Origin of the sequence: Sphingomonas sp. UV9, assembly GCF_004101245.1 — a bacterium.
Taxonomy (GTDB): domain Bacteria; phylum Pseudomonadota; class Alphaproteobacteria; order Sphingomonadales; family Sphingomonadaceae; genus Sphingomonas.
Genome location: NZ_SCIN01000001.1, coordinates 197,548 through 214,307, shown reverse-complemented (window position 1 = coordinate 214,307; position 16,760 = coordinate 197,548). Strand labels below are relative to the sequence as shown.

15 protein-coding genes are annotated in these 16,760 nt (G+C 65.7%); 5 read left to right on the top strand and 10 right to left on the bottom strand.

Going from position 1 to position 16,760, the window contains the following annotated elements:
* The first annotated feature begins 20 nt into the window (after positions 1–20).
* Positions 21–638: an outer membrane beta-barrel protein gene (locus tag EQZ23_RS19705; RefSeq protein ID WP_164913352.1), complete on the top strand. Its 618-nt coding sequence runs from the start codon at positions 21–23 to the stop codon at positions 636–638.
* Positions 639–693: 55 nt separating this feature from the next.
* On the opposite strand, the gene uxuA is transcribed toward EQZ23_RS19705, so the two are convergent.
* The 6 genes from uxuA to EQZ23_RS00830 form a co-directional block, all read right to left on the bottom strand.
* Positions 694–1,872, bottom strand: a complete 1,179-nt coding sequence (gene uxuA / locus EQZ23_RS00850; protein WP_128452605.1) for a mannonate dehydratase — start codon at positions 1,870–1,872, stop codon at positions 694–696.
* Positions 1,873–1,986: 114 nt separating this feature from the next.
* Positions 1,987–2,784, bottom strand: coding sequence for an FCD domain-containing protein (locus tag EQZ23_RS00845; RefSeq protein ID WP_240663096.1), 798 nt, complete (start codon positions 2,782–2,784; stop codon positions 1,987–1,989).
* 252 nt (positions 2,785–3,036) lie between these two features.
* The gene (locus EQZ23_RS00840) at positions 3,037–4,182 is read right to left on the bottom strand and encodes a hypothetical protein (RefSeq protein WP_240663095.1); all 1,146 of its coding nucleotides are present in this window, start codon (positions 4,180–4,182) and stop codon (positions 3,037–3,039) included.
* The gene (locus tag EQZ23_RS20135) at positions 4,074–4,790 is read right to left on the bottom strand and encodes a glycosyl hydrolase 115 family protein (protein ID WP_240663094.1); all 717 of its coding nucleotides are present in this window, start codon (positions 4,788–4,790) and stop codon (positions 4,074–4,076) included. Before EQZ23_RS20135 ends, EQZ23_RS00840 begins: the two co-directional genes overlap by 109 nt.
* Before the next feature lie 112 nt (positions 4,791–4,902).
* A complete protein-coding gene (locus tag EQZ23_RS00835) occupies positions 4,903–8,115 on the bottom strand; it encodes a TonB-dependent receptor (protein ID WP_128452604.1) in 3,213 nt (1,070 codons plus the stop codon).
* A 366-nt stretch (positions 8,116–8,481) separates the two neighbouring features.
* Positions 8,482–9,690, bottom strand: a complete 1,209-nt coding sequence (locus EQZ23_RS00830) for an MFS transporter (RefSeq protein WP_128452603.1) — start codon at positions 9,688–9,690, stop codon at positions 8,482–8,484.
* Positions 9,691–9,796: 106 nt separating this feature from the next.
* Here EQZ23_RS00830 and EQZ23_RS00825 point away from each other — a divergent pair, with 106 nt between their 5' ends.
* From EQZ23_RS00825 to EQZ23_RS00810, 4 genes are all read left to right on the top strand, one after another.
* On the top strand, positions 9,797–10,705 hold the full coding sequence (locus tag EQZ23_RS00825) for a LysR family transcriptional regulator (RefSeq protein ID WP_128452602.1): 909 nt from the start codon (positions 9,797–9,799) through the stop codon (positions 10,703–10,705).
* Between the two features lie 232 nt (positions 10,706–10,937).
* On the top strand, positions 10,938–11,591 hold the full coding sequence (locus EQZ23_RS00820) for a LuxR C-terminal-related transcriptional regulator (RefSeq protein ID WP_128452601.1): 654 nt from the start codon (positions 10,938–10,940) through the stop codon (positions 11,589–11,591).
* 274 nt (positions 11,592–11,865) lie between these two features.
* Positions 11,866–12,633 carry a bacteriorhodopsin-like gene (locus tag EQZ23_RS00815; protein WP_128452600.1) on the top strand — a complete coding sequence of 256 codons (768 nt, stop codon included), beginning with the start codon at positions 11,866–11,868 and terminating at the stop codon, positions 12,631–12,633.
* 37 nt (positions 12,634–12,670) lie between these two features.
* The gene (locus EQZ23_RS00810; RefSeq protein WP_240663093.1) at positions 12,671–13,588 is read left to right on the top strand and encodes a Brp/Blh family beta-carotene 15,15'-dioxygenase; all 918 of its coding nucleotides are present in this window, start codon (positions 12,671–12,673) and stop codon (positions 13,586–13,588) included.
* 8 nt (positions 13,589–13,596) lie between these two features.
* Here the strand turns inward: EQZ23_RS00810 and EQZ23_RS00805 are convergent, their stop codons facing one another.
* From EQZ23_RS00805 to EQZ23_RS00790, 4 genes are read right to left on the bottom strand one after another with little or no spacing between them, the layout of a single operon-like run.
* Entirely contained in the window at positions 13,597–14,532 is a 936-nt protein-coding gene (locus EQZ23_RS00805) for an FAD-dependent oxidoreductase (protein ID WP_128452598.1), read from the bottom strand.
* Between the two features lie 60 nt (positions 14,533–14,592).
* Positions 14,593–14,760 carry a fasciclin domain-containing protein gene (locus EQZ23_RS00800; protein ID WP_240663092.1) on the bottom strand — a complete coding sequence of 56 codons (168 nt, stop codon included), beginning with the start codon at positions 14,758–14,760 and terminating at the stop codon, positions 14,593–14,595.
* Between the two features lie 28 nt (positions 14,761–14,788).
* Entirely contained in the window at positions 14,789–15,859 is a 1,071-nt protein-coding gene (locus EQZ23_RS00795; RefSeq protein ID WP_128452597.1) for an LLM class flavin-dependent oxidoreductase, read from the bottom strand.
* The gene (locus EQZ23_RS00790; protein ID WP_128452596.1) at positions 15,856–16,686 is read right to left on the bottom strand and encodes an aldo/keto reductase; all 831 of its coding nucleotides are present in this window, start codon (positions 16,684–16,686) and stop codon (positions 15,856–15,858) included. Before EQZ23_RS00790 ends, EQZ23_RS00795 begins: the two co-directional genes overlap by 4 nt.
* Positions 16,687–16,760: the final 74 nt, after the last annotated feature.

The window sequence follows — 16,760 nt, the reverse complement described above, 5'->3', positions numbered from 1 at the left end:
CTCCGGGAAATGGATCGAGATTGGTCGCAATTACGTCTGCCTTTGCCCAGGACATCGTACCGTCGTTCGACGGTCCCCGGATCGAACTGCGGGCCGGCTGGGATCATCCGGATGTTCGCGTGACCCTGTCCGATGGCGTCGACAGCATCAGCCGAGGCGCAGGCAAGAGCGGCGTGACCTATGGCGGCGAGATCGGCTACGACGCCCGCACGAACGGCAATTTGGTGATCGGCGCCTATGCCGGCACCGATGGCTCCACGACCAAGGCGTGCGGCGAACTTTACGGTGAAGATCGTCTGTGTATCCCCGCCGCTCGCAACATCACCGCCGGCGCCCGCATCGGTACCGTCGTGGGTGAATCGTTTCTCCTGTACGCCAAGGGCGGCTATTCAAACGGCCGCGTTTCGGTCGATTACCACGACTATGAACTGATCCTCGCCGACCAGAACGAACACCGCAACTTCGACGGTTTCCATGTCGGCGGCGGTGTCGAGGCTGCCATCACCGGCGGCATCTATGGTCGTCTGGAGTATATCTACACCAAATACGGTCGCGTATCGGCTGCACTCGACGGTGCGACCGCCAGCCTGAAGCCGACCCGGCATCAGGTAGCCTATGCGATGGGTGTTCGCTTCTGATCCGAACGCGGCTGCCTGCTCCGCCCGGACGATCCGGGCGGAGCAGCTTCGGACGCTAGAACGCCTCGCGGCCCCGGCCGTACGCTAGGCCCATTTCCAATCCGCGCAATTCGGCAAGCCCGCGCAGGCGCCCGATCAGCGAATAGCCCGGGTTGGTCCGCTTCGTCAGATCGTCCGCCATCTGGTGACCGTGATCCGGCCGCATCGGCAGCGATCGGCCGGTTCGCGCCTGTACAGTCGTCAGTTCGGTCAATATCGCCGGCATGTTCGCATCGCCTTGGAGATGCGCGGCCTCGTGAAACGCGCCGTCGGCTTCGCGCTGCACCGATCGCAAATGCACAAAGCCGATCCTGTCGCCCAACCGTCGAACCATGCCCGGCAGGTCGTTGTCGGCGCGCGCACCGAAAGAACCACTGCAAAAACACAGGCCGTTCGCCGCCGATGGCACCGCTTCGAACAACGCGCGCACATCGGCCTCCGTGCTGACCACGCGAGGCAGGCCGAAGATCGGGAACGGCGGATCGTCGGGGTGTACAACCAGCCGGATTCCCTCGGCCTCGGCAACCGGACACACGGCCTCGAGGAAGGCGACGTGGTTGGCGCGAAGCTGCGCCGCGTCGATATCGGCATATGTTTCGATCTGCTCTAGCAGTTGCGGCGAACTGAAGCTCTCTTCGCTGCCGGGAAGGCCTGCAATGATCGTCCGCTCCAGCGTCGTGCGCGCTTCGTCGTCCATCGCCGCAAACCGTTCGGCGGCGATCGCAACGACCTGCTCCGTGTAATCGCGTTCGGCGTCGGGACGACGCAAGATGTGGATGTCGTAAACGGCGAGCGCGTGAAGTTCGAAGCGAAGCGCGCGCGCGCCGTCGGGCAATGCCCAGGCCAAGTCGGTCCGCGTCCAGTCGAGCAGCGGCATGAAATTATACGTCACCACCTCGATGCCCTGCGCCGCCAGGTTTCGCAGGCTGGCGACATAGGCTTCGATCAGCCGCGCCCAGTCGCCGGAGCGTGTCTTCAGTGCCTCGGCAACGGGCAGGCTCTCGACCACCTTCCACGCCAGGCCCGCATCCTCGATCACGGCCTTGCGCGCGGCAATCCGATCCGCGGACCATACGCCCCCATTGGCGACCTCGTGCAGCGCCGTGACGATTCCGGTCGCGCCGGCCTGGCGAATGGCGTGGATTGGCACCGGATCGTTCGGTCCAAACCACCGCATGGTCTGGGTCATCATCATCTGCTTGGTATCCTCGTCCCATCCGGGGCCGCGCTGCGACGCACAGCCAGTAATGGCGATAGCAGCGCTAAAATTGGTCTGACAACTTCAAAAGATCGAGAACGCGACATCGCATCAGGCGTTTGCGCCGCCGCCATATCGCAGACGAGTCGTCGCAAGCGCACGCCGCGCCTCTTCCATCGCCATCTCTTCCGTCTTGAAAAGGAGGTGGTCCATCACCGACGTCAAATGCGCGCGCATTGCCGCGCGCGCGCCGGCCGCATCGCGTGCGCGCAACGCCTCGACGATGGCCGCGTGTTCGGCGACGACCGGCCGGACTTTGGCATTGCGCGCCTTGGCATGGAGGAGCGCGCATTCGGGCGATGTCGAGCGCAGATGCCACAGATCCTCGATTGTCCTGACGACGCCCGCATTCCGGGTCGCCTTCGCGATCGCCATGTGAAAATTCCGGTCGGCGATTTCGGTGACTTCGACGAGCAGATTCTCGGTAGTCATCGCCTCGACGAGCGCGTCGAGATGCTCCACCTCGGCATCCGTGATCTGCACGGCCGCCAACGCCGCCGCCTCGCCCTCGAACATGATGCGGGCTTCGGTAAGTTCGAACGCCGTGATGGCGAAACCCGGCTCCTCACCCTGTCCCGGCAATCGACAGACATACGCGCCCGAGCCAACCCGAACCTCGATAAAACCCTGGACTTCCAGGGCAATGAGCGCTTCTCGGACCGCGGGCCGGCTGGCCCCGTATTCGATCGCGAGTTCGCGTTCCGCCGGGAGCCGATCGCCGATCGCGTAGGTCCCCGCGATCAGTTCTTCGAACAGCCGACGCGCCAGCCGCTGGTAGAGACGATCCTTCGCGGATGCGTCATATTTTCCAACGCCGAACAACGCGTTCTGGGACTCGGGCTTTACCACTGAACTTCCCAATCTGATGCCTCACGCGGATGGTACATCGCCGCAGTGTCGAGTGGAACGGGCACGTTCGAATAATCCAGGTGCCGCCGCCTCATTCGACCCCTTCGACCGAGATCGACTTCGCGCGCCTGTCGAAGACGGTGCGCCCTGCCGCGACATGCCCCGCGAGCCGTCCTGGGGCGTCGCATGCTCGTTCGCTGGAGGGCAACGCTACCTGTGACCAAGACGCCGACGAGCGCGAAGTCTGCCGCATCATGACCGGACGATCGCCCAGGGCAGTACCGGCTGGCCCGGTTTCGCAGGCCGCACGTCCAGTATCGGTGGCCCGAAATACGACGCCTTGGGGTCCTCGTTCGAAATCGCGATCGTCTGCAGCACCATCGTCGGGTCGATCATGCCGATCGTCAGCATGTGGCGGCCGGGCTGCTTGGCGTCGATCGCGAACGTCATCGTCCGCGCGTTGTCGGCCGTGTTGACCGCATGCTTGGCGCCGAGAAAATCCTGCGACGCCGTGTCTTCGGGCGTAAAGACCGTGCGGATCTCGGGCGGCTGATCGTCGAGCCAGACGGCGACACTCAGCTTGCGCCCGGGGATGACCTCCAGCGTCGGGCCGGTGACCAGATCGACGCGGTATCGCCCCGCCGCCGCCAGGAAGATCGGATATGCGAGGCGCGGCGCGCGCGTCGGATCGGGGAAGGATTGCGCGTCGACCGGGAAGATCGACATCGCCGCCTCGACCCGCCCGAAATCGGGGATCGTATCCCAGCGCACCGCGCCGACCGGCACCGATCGCGCGAATGCAGTGACCGGCACCGCGAACGCACCGGCGAGCCCGCCGAACGCCCCGCGCGCGTCCTTCTCCTGCTGCGGCGTCGCGCGAACCGCGTCGAGCCGCACGCTGATCGTCGTATCGCCCTTGACCGCGATCGTCGCCGTCACCTTACCCACCGATGCCTTCGCCCAGTCGACATCGATCCAGAACCGCCGGTCGCGCGGCGAGGCGCTGAATGCCTTGCCCTCGCGGATCGTCACCCAGGGCTGGTCCGCGGTCACCGTCACCGGTGCTTCGGCAAGTCCGCGCGGGAAGACGTCGAGATAGGTCGGCAACCGCGTGATGCTGTCGAGCGTCGGCAGCGTCGGCGGCAGATAGTAGCCGGGCCATGCGCGACTGTCCCCGTCGACGCTGACGCCGAAGCCGGTCACGCCGTCGAGATCGAGATCGGCGACCGCGGGCATGATGTCGGATTCGGGCGGATACCAGTCGAAATAGCCGATATGCGTCTGGTCCATCAGGTGGTTCCATTTGCCGCCGGCGAGGACGTGATTGTAGGTGTCGCGCAGTTCGTGATCGTATTTGAAGCGCCGCCGGACTTCTCCGTGGTCCAGCCGGACAGGCACGGCGCCTCGTCGTTCAGAAAGATACCGCGATACTTCACGGCGGGCGATCCCTGGACATAGCGGCCATGCGCGATGCTCAGGTGCGCTTGCCGGACGACGGGCACGTCCGCCCACCAATACCAGGGCGAAACGCCGATCATGCGTGACAACTCGTAGGCACCGTAGATCGCGCCGCGCTTGTCGCTGCCGACGATCACCAGCACCTCTGTGACACCCGGCAAAGGATCGGCGATCGTCGCGACGACGAACGACTCCCATTTATCGCGAATGCCGGCGACGTCGAGTTTGCCGCTGGCGATCATCCGATCGATCAGCGGGCTGTGGCCGATCGACCCGACCAGGATCATCCGCGCCGGCAGACGCGCACGATCGCCGACGACCTGCGCCGCGGTGCCGGTCACGCGACCGATATCCGCAGCCAGATCGCCCGCGGCCCGCCGGACTCCGGGCAGGTCGTCCGGCTCGACGAACACGGGCACGACGCCCCCGCCCTTCTGCGTAATGTCGAACCCGCGCGTGCGCCGGTCGAACCGCACCGCGGCGGCCAGAGGCGAGGCCATCAACCCGGCGGCCACCGCGCCGCCCATCATGTTACGGCGCGTGATCATCGTTTTATCTCCGCGAGCGCCGGACAGGGCAGCCGGCTCACGACCGCCCTGCCAGACATACTAGCCAGACATACTAGCCAGACATACTAGCCAGACATACTAGCCAGACATACTAGAAGGTACCGCGCAGACCGATCAGGAACTGACGACCCGGCTTGTACTGCGTGAAGGTCGCGTTCTCGAACTGGAAGTACGAGCGCAGCGTCGCATCGGTGAAGTTCGCGACGTTGATCGTCAGCTGCGGCGCACCCGCGAGACCGAAGATCTTGTCCAGATCGAACGACGACGAGAAGTCGTAGGTCGTATAGTCCGTGCCGAACAACGCCGCCGCCGGGATGCCGTTCTGTGCCGCGCCGCTGTTCTGCGATCCTTCGCGCGACGTCGTCGACACGCGCAGCATCACGCCGTTCTTCTCGTAATAGCCGGTGATGTTGTAGGTGAACGGCGCCACGCCGAACGCCTGGGCCGGCCCATCGCTGCGCTGATCGACGACCGTCGCATTGGCGTTGAAGCCGAAGCCGGTGACGCCGATGTGCTTGGTGATGAAGTCGAGCGGCTGGACCCACTGGAACTCAAGGCCGTTGATCGTCAGCTTGTTGGGCACGTTGACCTGCGACGTGACCTGAACCTGCGCGGCGCTAGGGCCGCCGCGCGAGTTGAGTGCGATCTGCTGCGTCGGATTCAACGTGTCGTAGGTGATGCCGTATTGCGCCAGATCACCGAACGGCACGGTGCTGATCGCCGTATTGGTGAACCCCTCGATCGACTTGCGGAAGGCGTTGAAGCTGACGACGCCCTCACGGCCGGTATAATATTCGAAGCCCAGATCGAGGTTGGTCGAGAGATAGGGCTTCAGTGCGGGGTTGCCGATCGATGCCTGATCGGCCGACGGCGCACCGAAATTGACGCCCGGCAACTGCGCCGACGGGTCGGGTCGGGTCATCGTCCGCGAGCCGGCGACGCGAACGACGGCGTGCTCGCTGACGTCGTAGGCAAAGGTCGCGGCCGGCAGCCACTTCGCATAGACGTTGCGGGTCGAGACGTTGCTGACGAGGTTCGGATAGCGGCTGCCATCCGGCAGCGCGGCGCCGGTGGACGTCGTGTTGCGCGGATCCGGCAACGACACGCGCCCGGTGATCGTCTGGATCGTGTTGACGTAGCGCATGCCGACGTTGAACCGCAGCATGTTGCCGCCCAGTTCCTGCTCGCCGTTCACCGTCGCGAACGCCGATTTCACGACTTCGCGGATCGCCCCGCCGCTCGCGCCGGTATTGGCAGCACCCGTCTCAGGGGCGTTGTCGTGATAGAAATCATAGTTGCTGGCGGCTGCGAACTTCGGCCAGTCCACCGTCACGAACCCTGCCGGACCGGGCGTCAGATAGGACGGTGCTGCCGAGTTCGGGATCAGCGACCCCCCATAGCTCACCGGCCCGGTCATGCCTGCGGTCGATCCGGTGCCATAGCCAGGATAGGTCGGATAGCCGGCCGGGGCTGCGCCGGGCGCGTTAAGGCCTTCGCAGGGCGGTTGCGAATTGGGCGAACCAACAAATACGTTGGGATTGTTGCCGCAGACCGCGTTCTGCCATGCCTGACTGTTATCGTATCCGCGGATTCGACGAAACACGTCGTCGAACGCACCGCCGACCTTTAGATTAAGTGCCTTGCTACCCCAGGTCAGATCGCCGCGCCCGCCCTTGCTCGTGTTAAGCCGCCGCTCGTCCTGGATATTGACGCGACTGCCTGCGTTCCAGCCGAAATTGGCCGGATCATTGATGTCCAGCCCGCTCTGGATGGTCGGGATACCGCCGTCATTTGTGTACGTGACCGTGTTACCAACACCCAGCGGCGTCGTCAGGCCGACCGACGGACTTTCGCGGTGGAAGGTCGAACGCGCGTAATTGGCCTGGAGGTTGAGCTTCAGCGTGTCGGAAATCTCCCATTCACCGCCGGGATTGATGCTGAAGAGCTTCGTCGTCTCGGTGTAGGGCCGGAATTCGTTGAAGAACTGCGCGTTGGCGAAGGTGCCGCCGGTAACGACGCAGCCCACCGTGCAATCCGCCTTGTCGAACGTCAGGTTGGTCGGAATGATCGCGCCGTTGCGGACGATCCACGCCATGTTCTCGCGGATCAGTTCGTTCTTCTTGTACCCGTACAGCCCGTCGACGTAGAAATGCAGCGTATCGGTCGGCTGCCATTCGGCGCTCATGATCGCATTGATCCGGTCGCGTGGACCACGGATGCTGGTCGAGCGCCCGAGCCGCGGCAGCAGCGCGTTGTCGATCTGCTGGATCGTCGCGCCCGGATTGTTCGCGAGCAGGAACGCGCTGGTGATCGGCGTACCCGCCACGAGACCCGCGCCCGCGCCGGCCGGCACGACGGCCGGGATCGTCCAGTTGCCGCCGGCGGTCGAGTTGCAGCCCGACGCGGCACCACACTGCGCTGCGGTCAATGCCGGATTGGTATAACCGATCGTCTCGAACCCGCGCGTGTCGGTGAACAGGCGCTGCGCCGAGACGCCCGCCAGGATGCCGAACGTGTCGTTGCGCCAGCTGCCGATCAGCGAGCCGCGCGCACCGATCCGGTCTTCGGGCGACTGCTTGGTCCCCTGCACGTTATAGGCGAGGAACGACGTCGCACGATCGAACGGCCGCGCCGACCGCAGATCGACGTTACCGGCCGCACCGCCTTCGAGAAGGTCCGCGGTATAGCTCTTGTTGACGGTCAGCTTGGTGAACAGGTCGGTCGGGAAGAAGCTGAGGTCGACCGAACGGTCGGTGCCCTGCGCATCGGTCGCCCCCGACGACGCCACCGCGATCGTCGCGCCGTTGAGCGTCACGTTGGTGAAGTTCGAGCCAAGCCCACGGATCGCGACGTTCGTGCCCTCACCGGTCACGTCGCGGGTGATCGTGATGCCGGGAATGCGGTTGAAGGATTCCGCGATGTTCGTGTCGGGGAACTTGCCGATATCTTCGGCAAAGATCGAATCCGTGAAGCCCGTCGCCGCGCGCTTCGCATTGGTCGACTTGGCAAGGCTCGAGCGATAGCCGGTGACGACGATGTCGGCATTATCGGTCGCGTCGACAGTACCCGGAACCTGGTCGGCGCTGGGCAAGCCTGCTGCCGGCGGGGCCGCGGGCGCCGGAGCGACGGGGTCCGCTGCGGGGTCCGCTGCGGGGGGCGCAGCGTCCTGCGCCACAGGCGGTGACGGATCCTGCGTCGGCGGGATGGTTTGCGCCGTTGCCAGGGTCGCGCACAGCGCCGCCATCGTCGTCGCGCACAACAGCGCCGCGCGCGTCAAACGAGGTACCGTTTTATAGGGTGTCATGGTTCAGGATCCTCTCTGGAACCTCGCCGTCGTTGCGGCGAGACGCGATATTCTTATGGTTTTCGAAATACTCGGGACGTCACGGCACGCAGGGAGTGCGGCGCATGAAGCGGTATTTGAACTGACAATGGACTGTGCCTGATCACCCTGCTCCCGATCACGTCTGTCTAAGCAGCTCGTTGATAGCGGTACCCTACGGTCGTTGGTCAGGGAGTCAAGGCAGTTCGGTTAGGCCAATGCGACACGATTTCGCGCGGCTGAGCAGACAGCCTGCCGCGCGGTAGCGATATCTTTCGCCTGATCTATATGACCAATTGGGGCGGTGACATTCGACCCGCCCATATCGTGCGATTCCTAGCCACGAGGTCAGGCGTCCGCGCCCTTCGCTTGCAGACGGGCGATGAACGGGATCATTGCCGCCCCGACCAGCGCGATGCCGGCGGCGACATAGCCGATCGTCGCGAGCCCCCAATGCTGGATCACCGCCCCGCCGATCACCGCGCCAAGCCCGATCCCCGCATTCGCCATCGAGACGTTTAGCGTCCCGGCCAGCGCCTGCGCATGCGTCGCCGACTGCATCACGCGCACCTGGCAGATCGGATACAACGCGGTGTTGGCAAGACCCCAGACCGCAAGCGCGGCGATCAGCCAGCCGTGATACAGCGCCAGTGGTGCGGTGGCGGCGACGCCGAGGGCCAGCACCAGTACCGCGACCAGCGTTACGTTGAGCGGATTGCGGGCGACGAAATACCCGCCGAGCCAATTGCCGGCGAGACCGACGATCCCGAAGCCCATCAGCCACCATCCCACCTGCCCCGCCGGTATCAGCGCGATGTGCTCCAGCGTGTCGGCGAGATAGGTGTAGGCGGTGAACATCGCGGTGAAGACGACCACCGACAGCACGACGTTGCCGAGGAAGAACGGATCCTTGAGGATGCGCGCCTGATCCGCGAGGCGGACGCGCTTGGGCCGTGCGAGCGTCGGCATGACCGCAAGCAGCAGCACCGCCATCACCAGCGACAGGCCGGACAGGCCCCAGAAAGTCCCGCGCCAGCCGAATGCGTTCGAGGCGAGCGTGCCGAGCGGAATACCGAACACCATCGCCCCGGAAATGCCGAGATAGACGTTGGCAACCGCCTTGCCGGCCTTTTCTGGTCCGGCCAGTTCGCCGGCGGTCTCGCTCGCGGTACCCCAGAACACCGGCAGCGCGAGCGCGGGCAGGAAGCGCCCGAGCCCCAGCACCCAGATATCGGGCGCCGCCGCGGCCAGCGCGTTCGACGCGGCGAAGATCAGCAGGATGACGACGAACAACCGCTTGCGCTCGAAATGCGAAAGCATCGCGGTCAGCACGGGTCCGAACAGCATCACGGTGAAGGCGAACAACGTCACCAACTGTCCCGCGGCCGAAATCGAAATCCCGAGGTCGCGCGACAAGCTCGGCAACAGACCGACGATGATGAATTCGGTGGTGACGATCACGAACGCGGACACCGCCAGCAACAGGACGGCCAAGCCGTTGCCCGGCGCGATGACCGTGCTCGATCTGGTGAGCGGGTGCGGGACGGAAACGGGCATCGGCGGAACTCCTGTTGAAGCTCGCCTACATAGGAGCGATCGAAATTCACGCCTGCGGCATTAATTCCACATTGCCGCGACGGATATTCCGCAATACGCTCGCGCCATGATCCCGTCCGAACGCCTGAAGGGCATCGAGGCGTTCGTCGTCTCCGCCGATAGCGGCAGCTTCACCGCTGCGGCAGAGCGCCTGAACCTGACCAGCTCGGCGATCAGCAAGGGCGTCGCACGGCTCGAGGCGCGGCTCGGCAGCCGCCTGTTCGAGCGCACCACGCGGCGCCTGTCGCTGACGGACCAGGGTGCGGCGTTCTATTCCACCTGCGTGCGCGTGCTGGCCGACCTGGGCGATGCGGAGGCGGTGCTTGCCGCGCACAAGACCGAGCCCGTCGGGCGGCTGAAGATCAACGTCCCGGTTGCGTTCGGTCGTATCCAGGTGATGCCGGTGCTGCTGGACTTCTGCCGGCGCCATCCGAACTTGCGTCCCGAGATCAGCTTTACCGATCGTTTCGTCGACGTGATCGAGGAGGGCGTCGACGTCGCCGTCCGGATCAGCGCATCCGACGTCGGCGGCAACGGCCTGGGGCGTCGCGCACTCGGCCATGAGCACCTCATCTTCTGCGCCGCACCGGATTATCTCGCACGCCGCGATACACCGGCATCGGTCGAGGCGCTCGCCGACCATGACTGCATCTTGTACGGGCGCGGCGACGGCAGCACGATCGACTGGCGCTTCGGCTATGACGGCGGCACCGTCGAGCAGCGAGCGATCCCCGGCCGCATGACGCTGGGCAGTGCGGAGGCCCAGGTCGGCGCGGTCCGGGCCGGATTCGGCATTGCGCAACTGGCGACATGGCTGATCCGCGACGAACTCCGCCGCGGCGAACTGGTCGAGATCCTTCCCGAGCGCGCGACCGCTGGCCTGCCGCTGCATCTGGTCTGGCCACGAAGTCGCCAACTCAACCCAAAGGTCGACGCGTTCGTCGAGGGCTTGGCCGAAGGGCTGCGCATCGGCTGAAGCAGCGCTCGGTCCGCGCCTTCAAGTCGGACAGGCTATCGCAACAACAAAACGCCTCGACCAGGTCGAACGGTCGTCGCGGCGACCGCCTATTCGGAGGGGATGGCGCGCTCATAGTTTACCCAAGTCGTCTTGCCCGCGAACATCGTCTTAGGCTCGGTGCAGGAAACCATGTTATCGCTTCCCCAAAGGGCGCAGGCCTGCGATCAGGTGCCGAGGGGGGCGGTGGAAGATGACAATCGATTCCGTATTGGCCGATGCCAGGTCCGTCGACAGCGCCGAAGCAAGGTCAAACCAGCGGCTCGTACGGCTCGTCACCGATAGTCCGATTCCCTCGGTCATCAGCGACCCCCGACTGCCCGACAACCCGATCGTCGCGTGCAACCAGCCGTTCTGCGACCTGACCGGCTATCCCGCGGACGAGGTCGTCGGTCGCAATTGCCGGTTCCTCTCGGGCCCGGCGACCGAACCCTGGCTGTCCGAGGAAATCCGTCGCGGCGTGCGGGAGCACAAGCCGGTGCTGGTCGAGATCCTCAATTACAAGCGCAACGGGCAACCCTTCCGCAACGCCGTGCTCGTCGCGCCGCTGTATGACGAGGAGGATCGCCTGCTCTACTTCCTCGGTTCGCAGATCGAGATCGATACCAACGCGGCGCCGCCGACCAGCATGCGGCGGATTCGCGCGGCGGAGCTGGTCAAGGCGCTGTCGCCGCGGCAAGGCCAGGTGCTGAGATTCGTCGCGCAGGGTATGCTCAACAAACAGATCGCCGCCGAGCTCGGGCTGGCGGAGAAGACGGTCAAGATGCACCGCGCGATCCTGATGGACCGGCTCGGGCTGACCACCACCGCGGACCTGATCCGGCTCGCGGTCGAGGCCGGACTTTAAGCGCAAGTACAGGCCGGACATGGGCCAAGGTCCGTATCGCACCCTGCCCCACCCAGGCGTATCCCGGTGTCGGTCGTCACAGCGGCTGGGTCGCAGACCGTGTTAGCCATCGGCTCCGCGACTTGGGTGGAATTCCCTCCGTTACCCTTTGAAGTCGCTGTGGCGCCATCCCCGGGTGGACCGAAACCGATTGCCCCATCGGCCCTCGCTCTCCCGCAACAAGGCCGGTTCGCCAGCGTAGCGGGCGCGGCACAGCAAGGTGATGGAGACCTTCATGGACAGCATAACCCCGTTCCAGTTCTCGCTGATATATAACGCGTTTTCATTCACGTTCGCGACGATGGCCGCGACGACCGCCTTCCTGTGGCTGTGCCGATCGCAGGTGGCACCGGCCTATCGCACCGCCGTGACCATCTCGGGGCTGGTGACGGCGATCGCGGCATATCATTACCTGCGGATCTTCGAGAGCTGGAGCGAGTCCTATTCGCTCAAGGACGGGATTATCTCGGGTACCGGTTTCGCGTTCAACGACGCGTATCGCTATGTCGACTGGCTGCTCACCGTACCGCTGCTGCTGATCGAACTGGTGCTGGTGATGCGATTATCGCCCGAACAGACCTCGTCGAAGACCGTCCGCCTCGGGTCCGCCGCGGCGCTGATGATCATCTTGGGCTATCCGGGCGAGATCGCGACCGACATCCCGACCCGCGCCCTGTGGGGTACGCTGTCTTCGATTCCGTTCGTCTACATCGTCTGGGAACTGTTCCGCGGGCTGGGCGAGTCGATCGAGCAGCAGCCGGCCGTCGCGCGTGACCTGGTACGCAAGGCCCGCTTGCTGACCTTCGCGTCATGGGGCTTCTATCCGATCGTCTACATGGCTCCCTTTGCCGGCATCACCGGCGCGACCGCGACGACCGTCATCCAGCTCGGCTATACGATCGCGGACATCGTCGCGAAGGCCGGCGTCGGCGTGCTGATCTACATGATCTCCGTCCGCAAGTCGCAGGTCGAGGCGCATGGTGTCGCTGTCAACGCCCATTGAGCCGAACACCTCCGTCGAGGTCGCGGCATCCGCTGCCGTGACCGCCGTAAACCGCCGCGCCTCGCAGGGGCGCGGCGGTGTCGTGCACGTCAGCTTCTGGTTTGCCGCCGTCTACCTTGGCGTCGCGCAGGCGGCGGGTTTATCGCTCGCAGGACCGGGCGCGACGCTGATCGCGACGATCGTGTTCATCGGCGGCGGGATGCCGCACGGCGCCTACGACATCGCGTTGCTTGCGCGCGCAGGTCGCCTCGGGCGCCATGCCCTCGGGCTCGCGGTCGGTGGGTATGTCGGGATCGCCATCGCCATGGCGGTGCTGTGGGTGGTCTGCCCGCTGGTTGCGCTGGTCCTGTTCGTCACGATCGCCTCGGTTCATTTCGGCGAGGACTGGACGATGCTCGACGAGCCGTTGCTCAAGGTCGCGGCGGGCACCGCGATCATCGCGGCGCCGGCGATCGGCCACCCGGCCGAGGTCGCGCGGCTGTTCGTCGCCATGGTCGGCGGCCCCGGTGGCGAGACGGTCGCGCGATCGCTGATCGCGGTTGCGCCGGTCGCGCTGCTGGTCACGATCGTCGGCATCGGCGACGCATGGCGGAGCGGCGCCCGCGAATGGGCTGCGGCGACGGCGGTTGCGATCATCGGCCTGATCATCGTGCCGCCAGTGGCCGGGTTCGCACTGTTCTTCGTGTTCCTGCACTCCCCGCGTCATCTGGCCGATGCCCGGATCACGCTGGGCGCGGTTTCGCAGCGCTGGTGGCTGGCGACGGGTGCGGCCTTGTCGGTGGCGGCGATCGGCGGCTGGGTGGTCTTCGCGACGAGCCTTGCGCGATTTCTCCCCACCGACCTGACCGCGCAGGCGTTCCAGCTGCTGGCGACCGTCGCGGTTCCGCATCTGGCATTTTCGCAATGGATCGAGCGGCGGCTGGCGCGTGACGCTTTTCAGCCTCACGCAATCTGAAGCACGGCTCAGGCGCGGCCCATGATCTGCTCGGCGAGGTGGCGACCGGATAGCCACGCGCTTTCGATCCGCGGCGCCAGCAGCCAGTCGCCGGCCGCGCCGATCTGCTCGCTGGCATTCCATAGAGAGCCGAGATCGAGCCCCGCTGTGCGCGCATAGCGCCAACGATGGCCGGTGCGCACGATCGGTGTGGGCAGCGCGGCGTTACTATGCGCCGCCAAAGCCGCCTGCAGCTGATCGATCACGGTCTCGACGGACTCCTCCAGATGTTGTCTCGACCAGTCCGGCGTTGCCTGGACGACCCAGGATTCCGGTGCACGGCGTCCCGGCTTCGCGCTGTTTCGCGCGGCCCAGCCGATGATCCCGGCATCCCTCAGCACGTCGTCCGGAATCGCCAGCGGGGTGTCGAAACCGAACATCGCCGTCCAGCAGGGTGCCGACCGACAGCCCAGCGCTTCGCTCGCCATTGCCGGATCATGCGGAGCGAGCAACGGCGCGGCCTGCTCCGCGGGGGTCGCGATGACGACGGCATCGAACAGCGCGCCTGTCGCGTCAGGGTCGACCGACCACCCCGCTGCCGTCTTGCGTACATCGGTGACGCGATAGTTCCAGCGCACGTCCGTCCGTGCCGCGAGATGCTTGACGATCGCGTTCATGCCGGGCGTTCCGACCCAGGCATCGGGCCCCGCTGCGGGCCAGGGCGCGACGACGCCGGCCGACTCCCACGCACGCATCTCCGCGACGAAAGCAGGGGCTCGCATCGTCAGATATTGTGCGCCGTGATCGAACGCGACTTCGCCCGCGAGTGTGTCGATCCGCCGCGTCGCCATGCGGCCACCGGCGCCACGGCCCTTGTCGAACAGCGTGACCGTGCAGCGGTCCTGCTGAAGACGCACCGCGCAGGACAGTCCCGCGATACCCGCACCCACGATCGCAACCTTCACGCGCGTCTCCGACCAACGATACCGGGACAGCCACGGCCCGGTATCGAATATACATGACGATCAACCGGTTGGTAGCAGAACCGTGTCGATCGCATGGATCACGCCGTTGGTGCATGCGATGTCTGCCGTGACGACGCGTGCGCCGTTGACGGTGACCCCGTCGGTGCCGTCGACATGCACGGTCGCGCCAGTGCCGGTTCGATATGACCTTTGAGCCGTATCGCGCACCCGAGCCGGTGCCCTAGCTACTCACGCGTCAGTCACGACCGAATAGCGGCGCGTGTGTCATCCGCGGCAAGACGTGGCGTGCGAACAGGTCGGCTTCCGCGGCGTGCGGATAGCCGGAGAGGATGAACGCCTCGATCCCCATATCCTGATACATGCCGAGCTTGGCGAGCACCTGGTCGGGATCGCCGACGATCGCCGCGCCACACCCCGATCGCGCGCGTCCGATGCCGGTCCACAGATTGTCCTCGGCATAGCCATCGGCCGATGCGCCCTCACGCAGGGCCGCCTGCGCCGCGACGCCGGCAGACCCTGAATCCAGCGACTTGGCACGGATCGCCGCGCCCTGCTCGGCATCCAGCTTCGAGAGAAGGCGGTCGGCGTATACCCGTGCCTCCTCCTCGGTGTCGCGGACGATGACGTGCGCGCGGTACCCGAAGCGCAGCGTGCGGCCGTGACGAGCGGCGCGCGCGGTCATGTCGGCGATGATCTCGGCGACCTTCTCGCGCGTGTCGGGCCACATCAGATAGACGTCGCATTCCTTCGCCGCCGCCTCGCGCGCGTCCGGTGACAGCCCGCCGAAGTACAGCAACGGCGCCTTGCCCGAGGCGGTGCCGATCCGCGGCGGATCGAGCTTCAGTTTCCAGAACTCGCCGTCGTGATCGAGCGGCTCGCCGTTCAGCAGCGTCTTGAGGATCCGCATCAGCTCGACCGTGCGGGCATAGCGCGGGGCGGAGGCGAGCGTCTCGCCGGGCAGGTCCGACGAGATGATGTTGATGTTAAGCCGCCCACCGAGCATCCGGTCGATCGTCGCGATTTGGCGCGCGAGTTGCGGCGGCCAGCTTTCGCCGACGCGCACCGCCATCAACAGCGCCATCCGCCGGAGCATCGGCGCGATCGCCGCGGCGAACGCGGTCGTGTCGAGGCCGAGCGCATAACCGGACGGGAGCAGGATATTGTCGTAGCCGCCCGTCTCCGCCTGGAGGACGATGTCGCGGCAATGCTCCCAGCTCGATTGCAGCCGGGGATCGGGCACGCCGAGAAACTCGTAATCGTCGTCGCACAGCGCCGAGAACCAGCTGACTTCGCAGGATCTGGTCATGGCAGCGCCTCGCCGCGCGCCGCGATCAGCACATCGTACCAGTCCTGCCGGGTCCACGTGATTGTGAACGCCTTTGCCAGTTCGGCGATGCGCGCCGGGTTCTGCGTGCCGACGATCGGGATCGCGCGCACCGGATGCGCCATGATCCAGCTATACGCAGCGGCCGACCGGCTCGCGCCCGTCTCGGCCGCCTTGCGATCGAGTGCCGCTGCCACCGCTGCGCTGCGCGCGTCGGCGGGCACGCCGAGCCGGCCACCGCCCAGCGGCGACCAGGCGAGCACCGCCATGTCGCGCTCCATCGCCTGGTCGAACAGCCCGTTTTCGAGCGGCTCAAGATGGAGCGGGGAAAATTCCGGCTGATGGCTGACGAGGGGAATGGTCAGGAACGACGCCAGCGCCTGTGCCTGCGCGGGCGTGTAGTTCGACACGCCGACCGCACGCACCTTGCCCGCCGTGACCATATCCTCGAGCGCACGCGCCGCTTCCTGCGGGTGCGTCAGGATATCCGGGCGATGGATCTGGTAGAGATCGACCTGCTCGACCCCGAGCCGCATCAGCGAGGCGTCGAGCGCCTTCGCCAGATAGGCCGGGCTCGAATCATACGGCAGCGGGGGGAGGATGCCGCCCTTGGTCGACAGGATCATCCGCGCGCGCAGACCGGCCGAGTCTGCGAAGATCCGGCCAAGCAGCACTTCCGCGTCGCCGAACCCGCCGGCGCCGTCGAAACCATAGATGTCGGCGGTGTCGAACAGCGTGACGCCCGCATCGAACGCCGCCTCGATCAGCGCGCGTCCTTCGGCGACGCCCACTCCGGCGAACCGCCACATGCCCCAGGCTATCGGGCTGACAAGGATTCCGCTCTTGCCGAGGGGAATGGCTTTAGGTGTAGGATCAAGGTGCG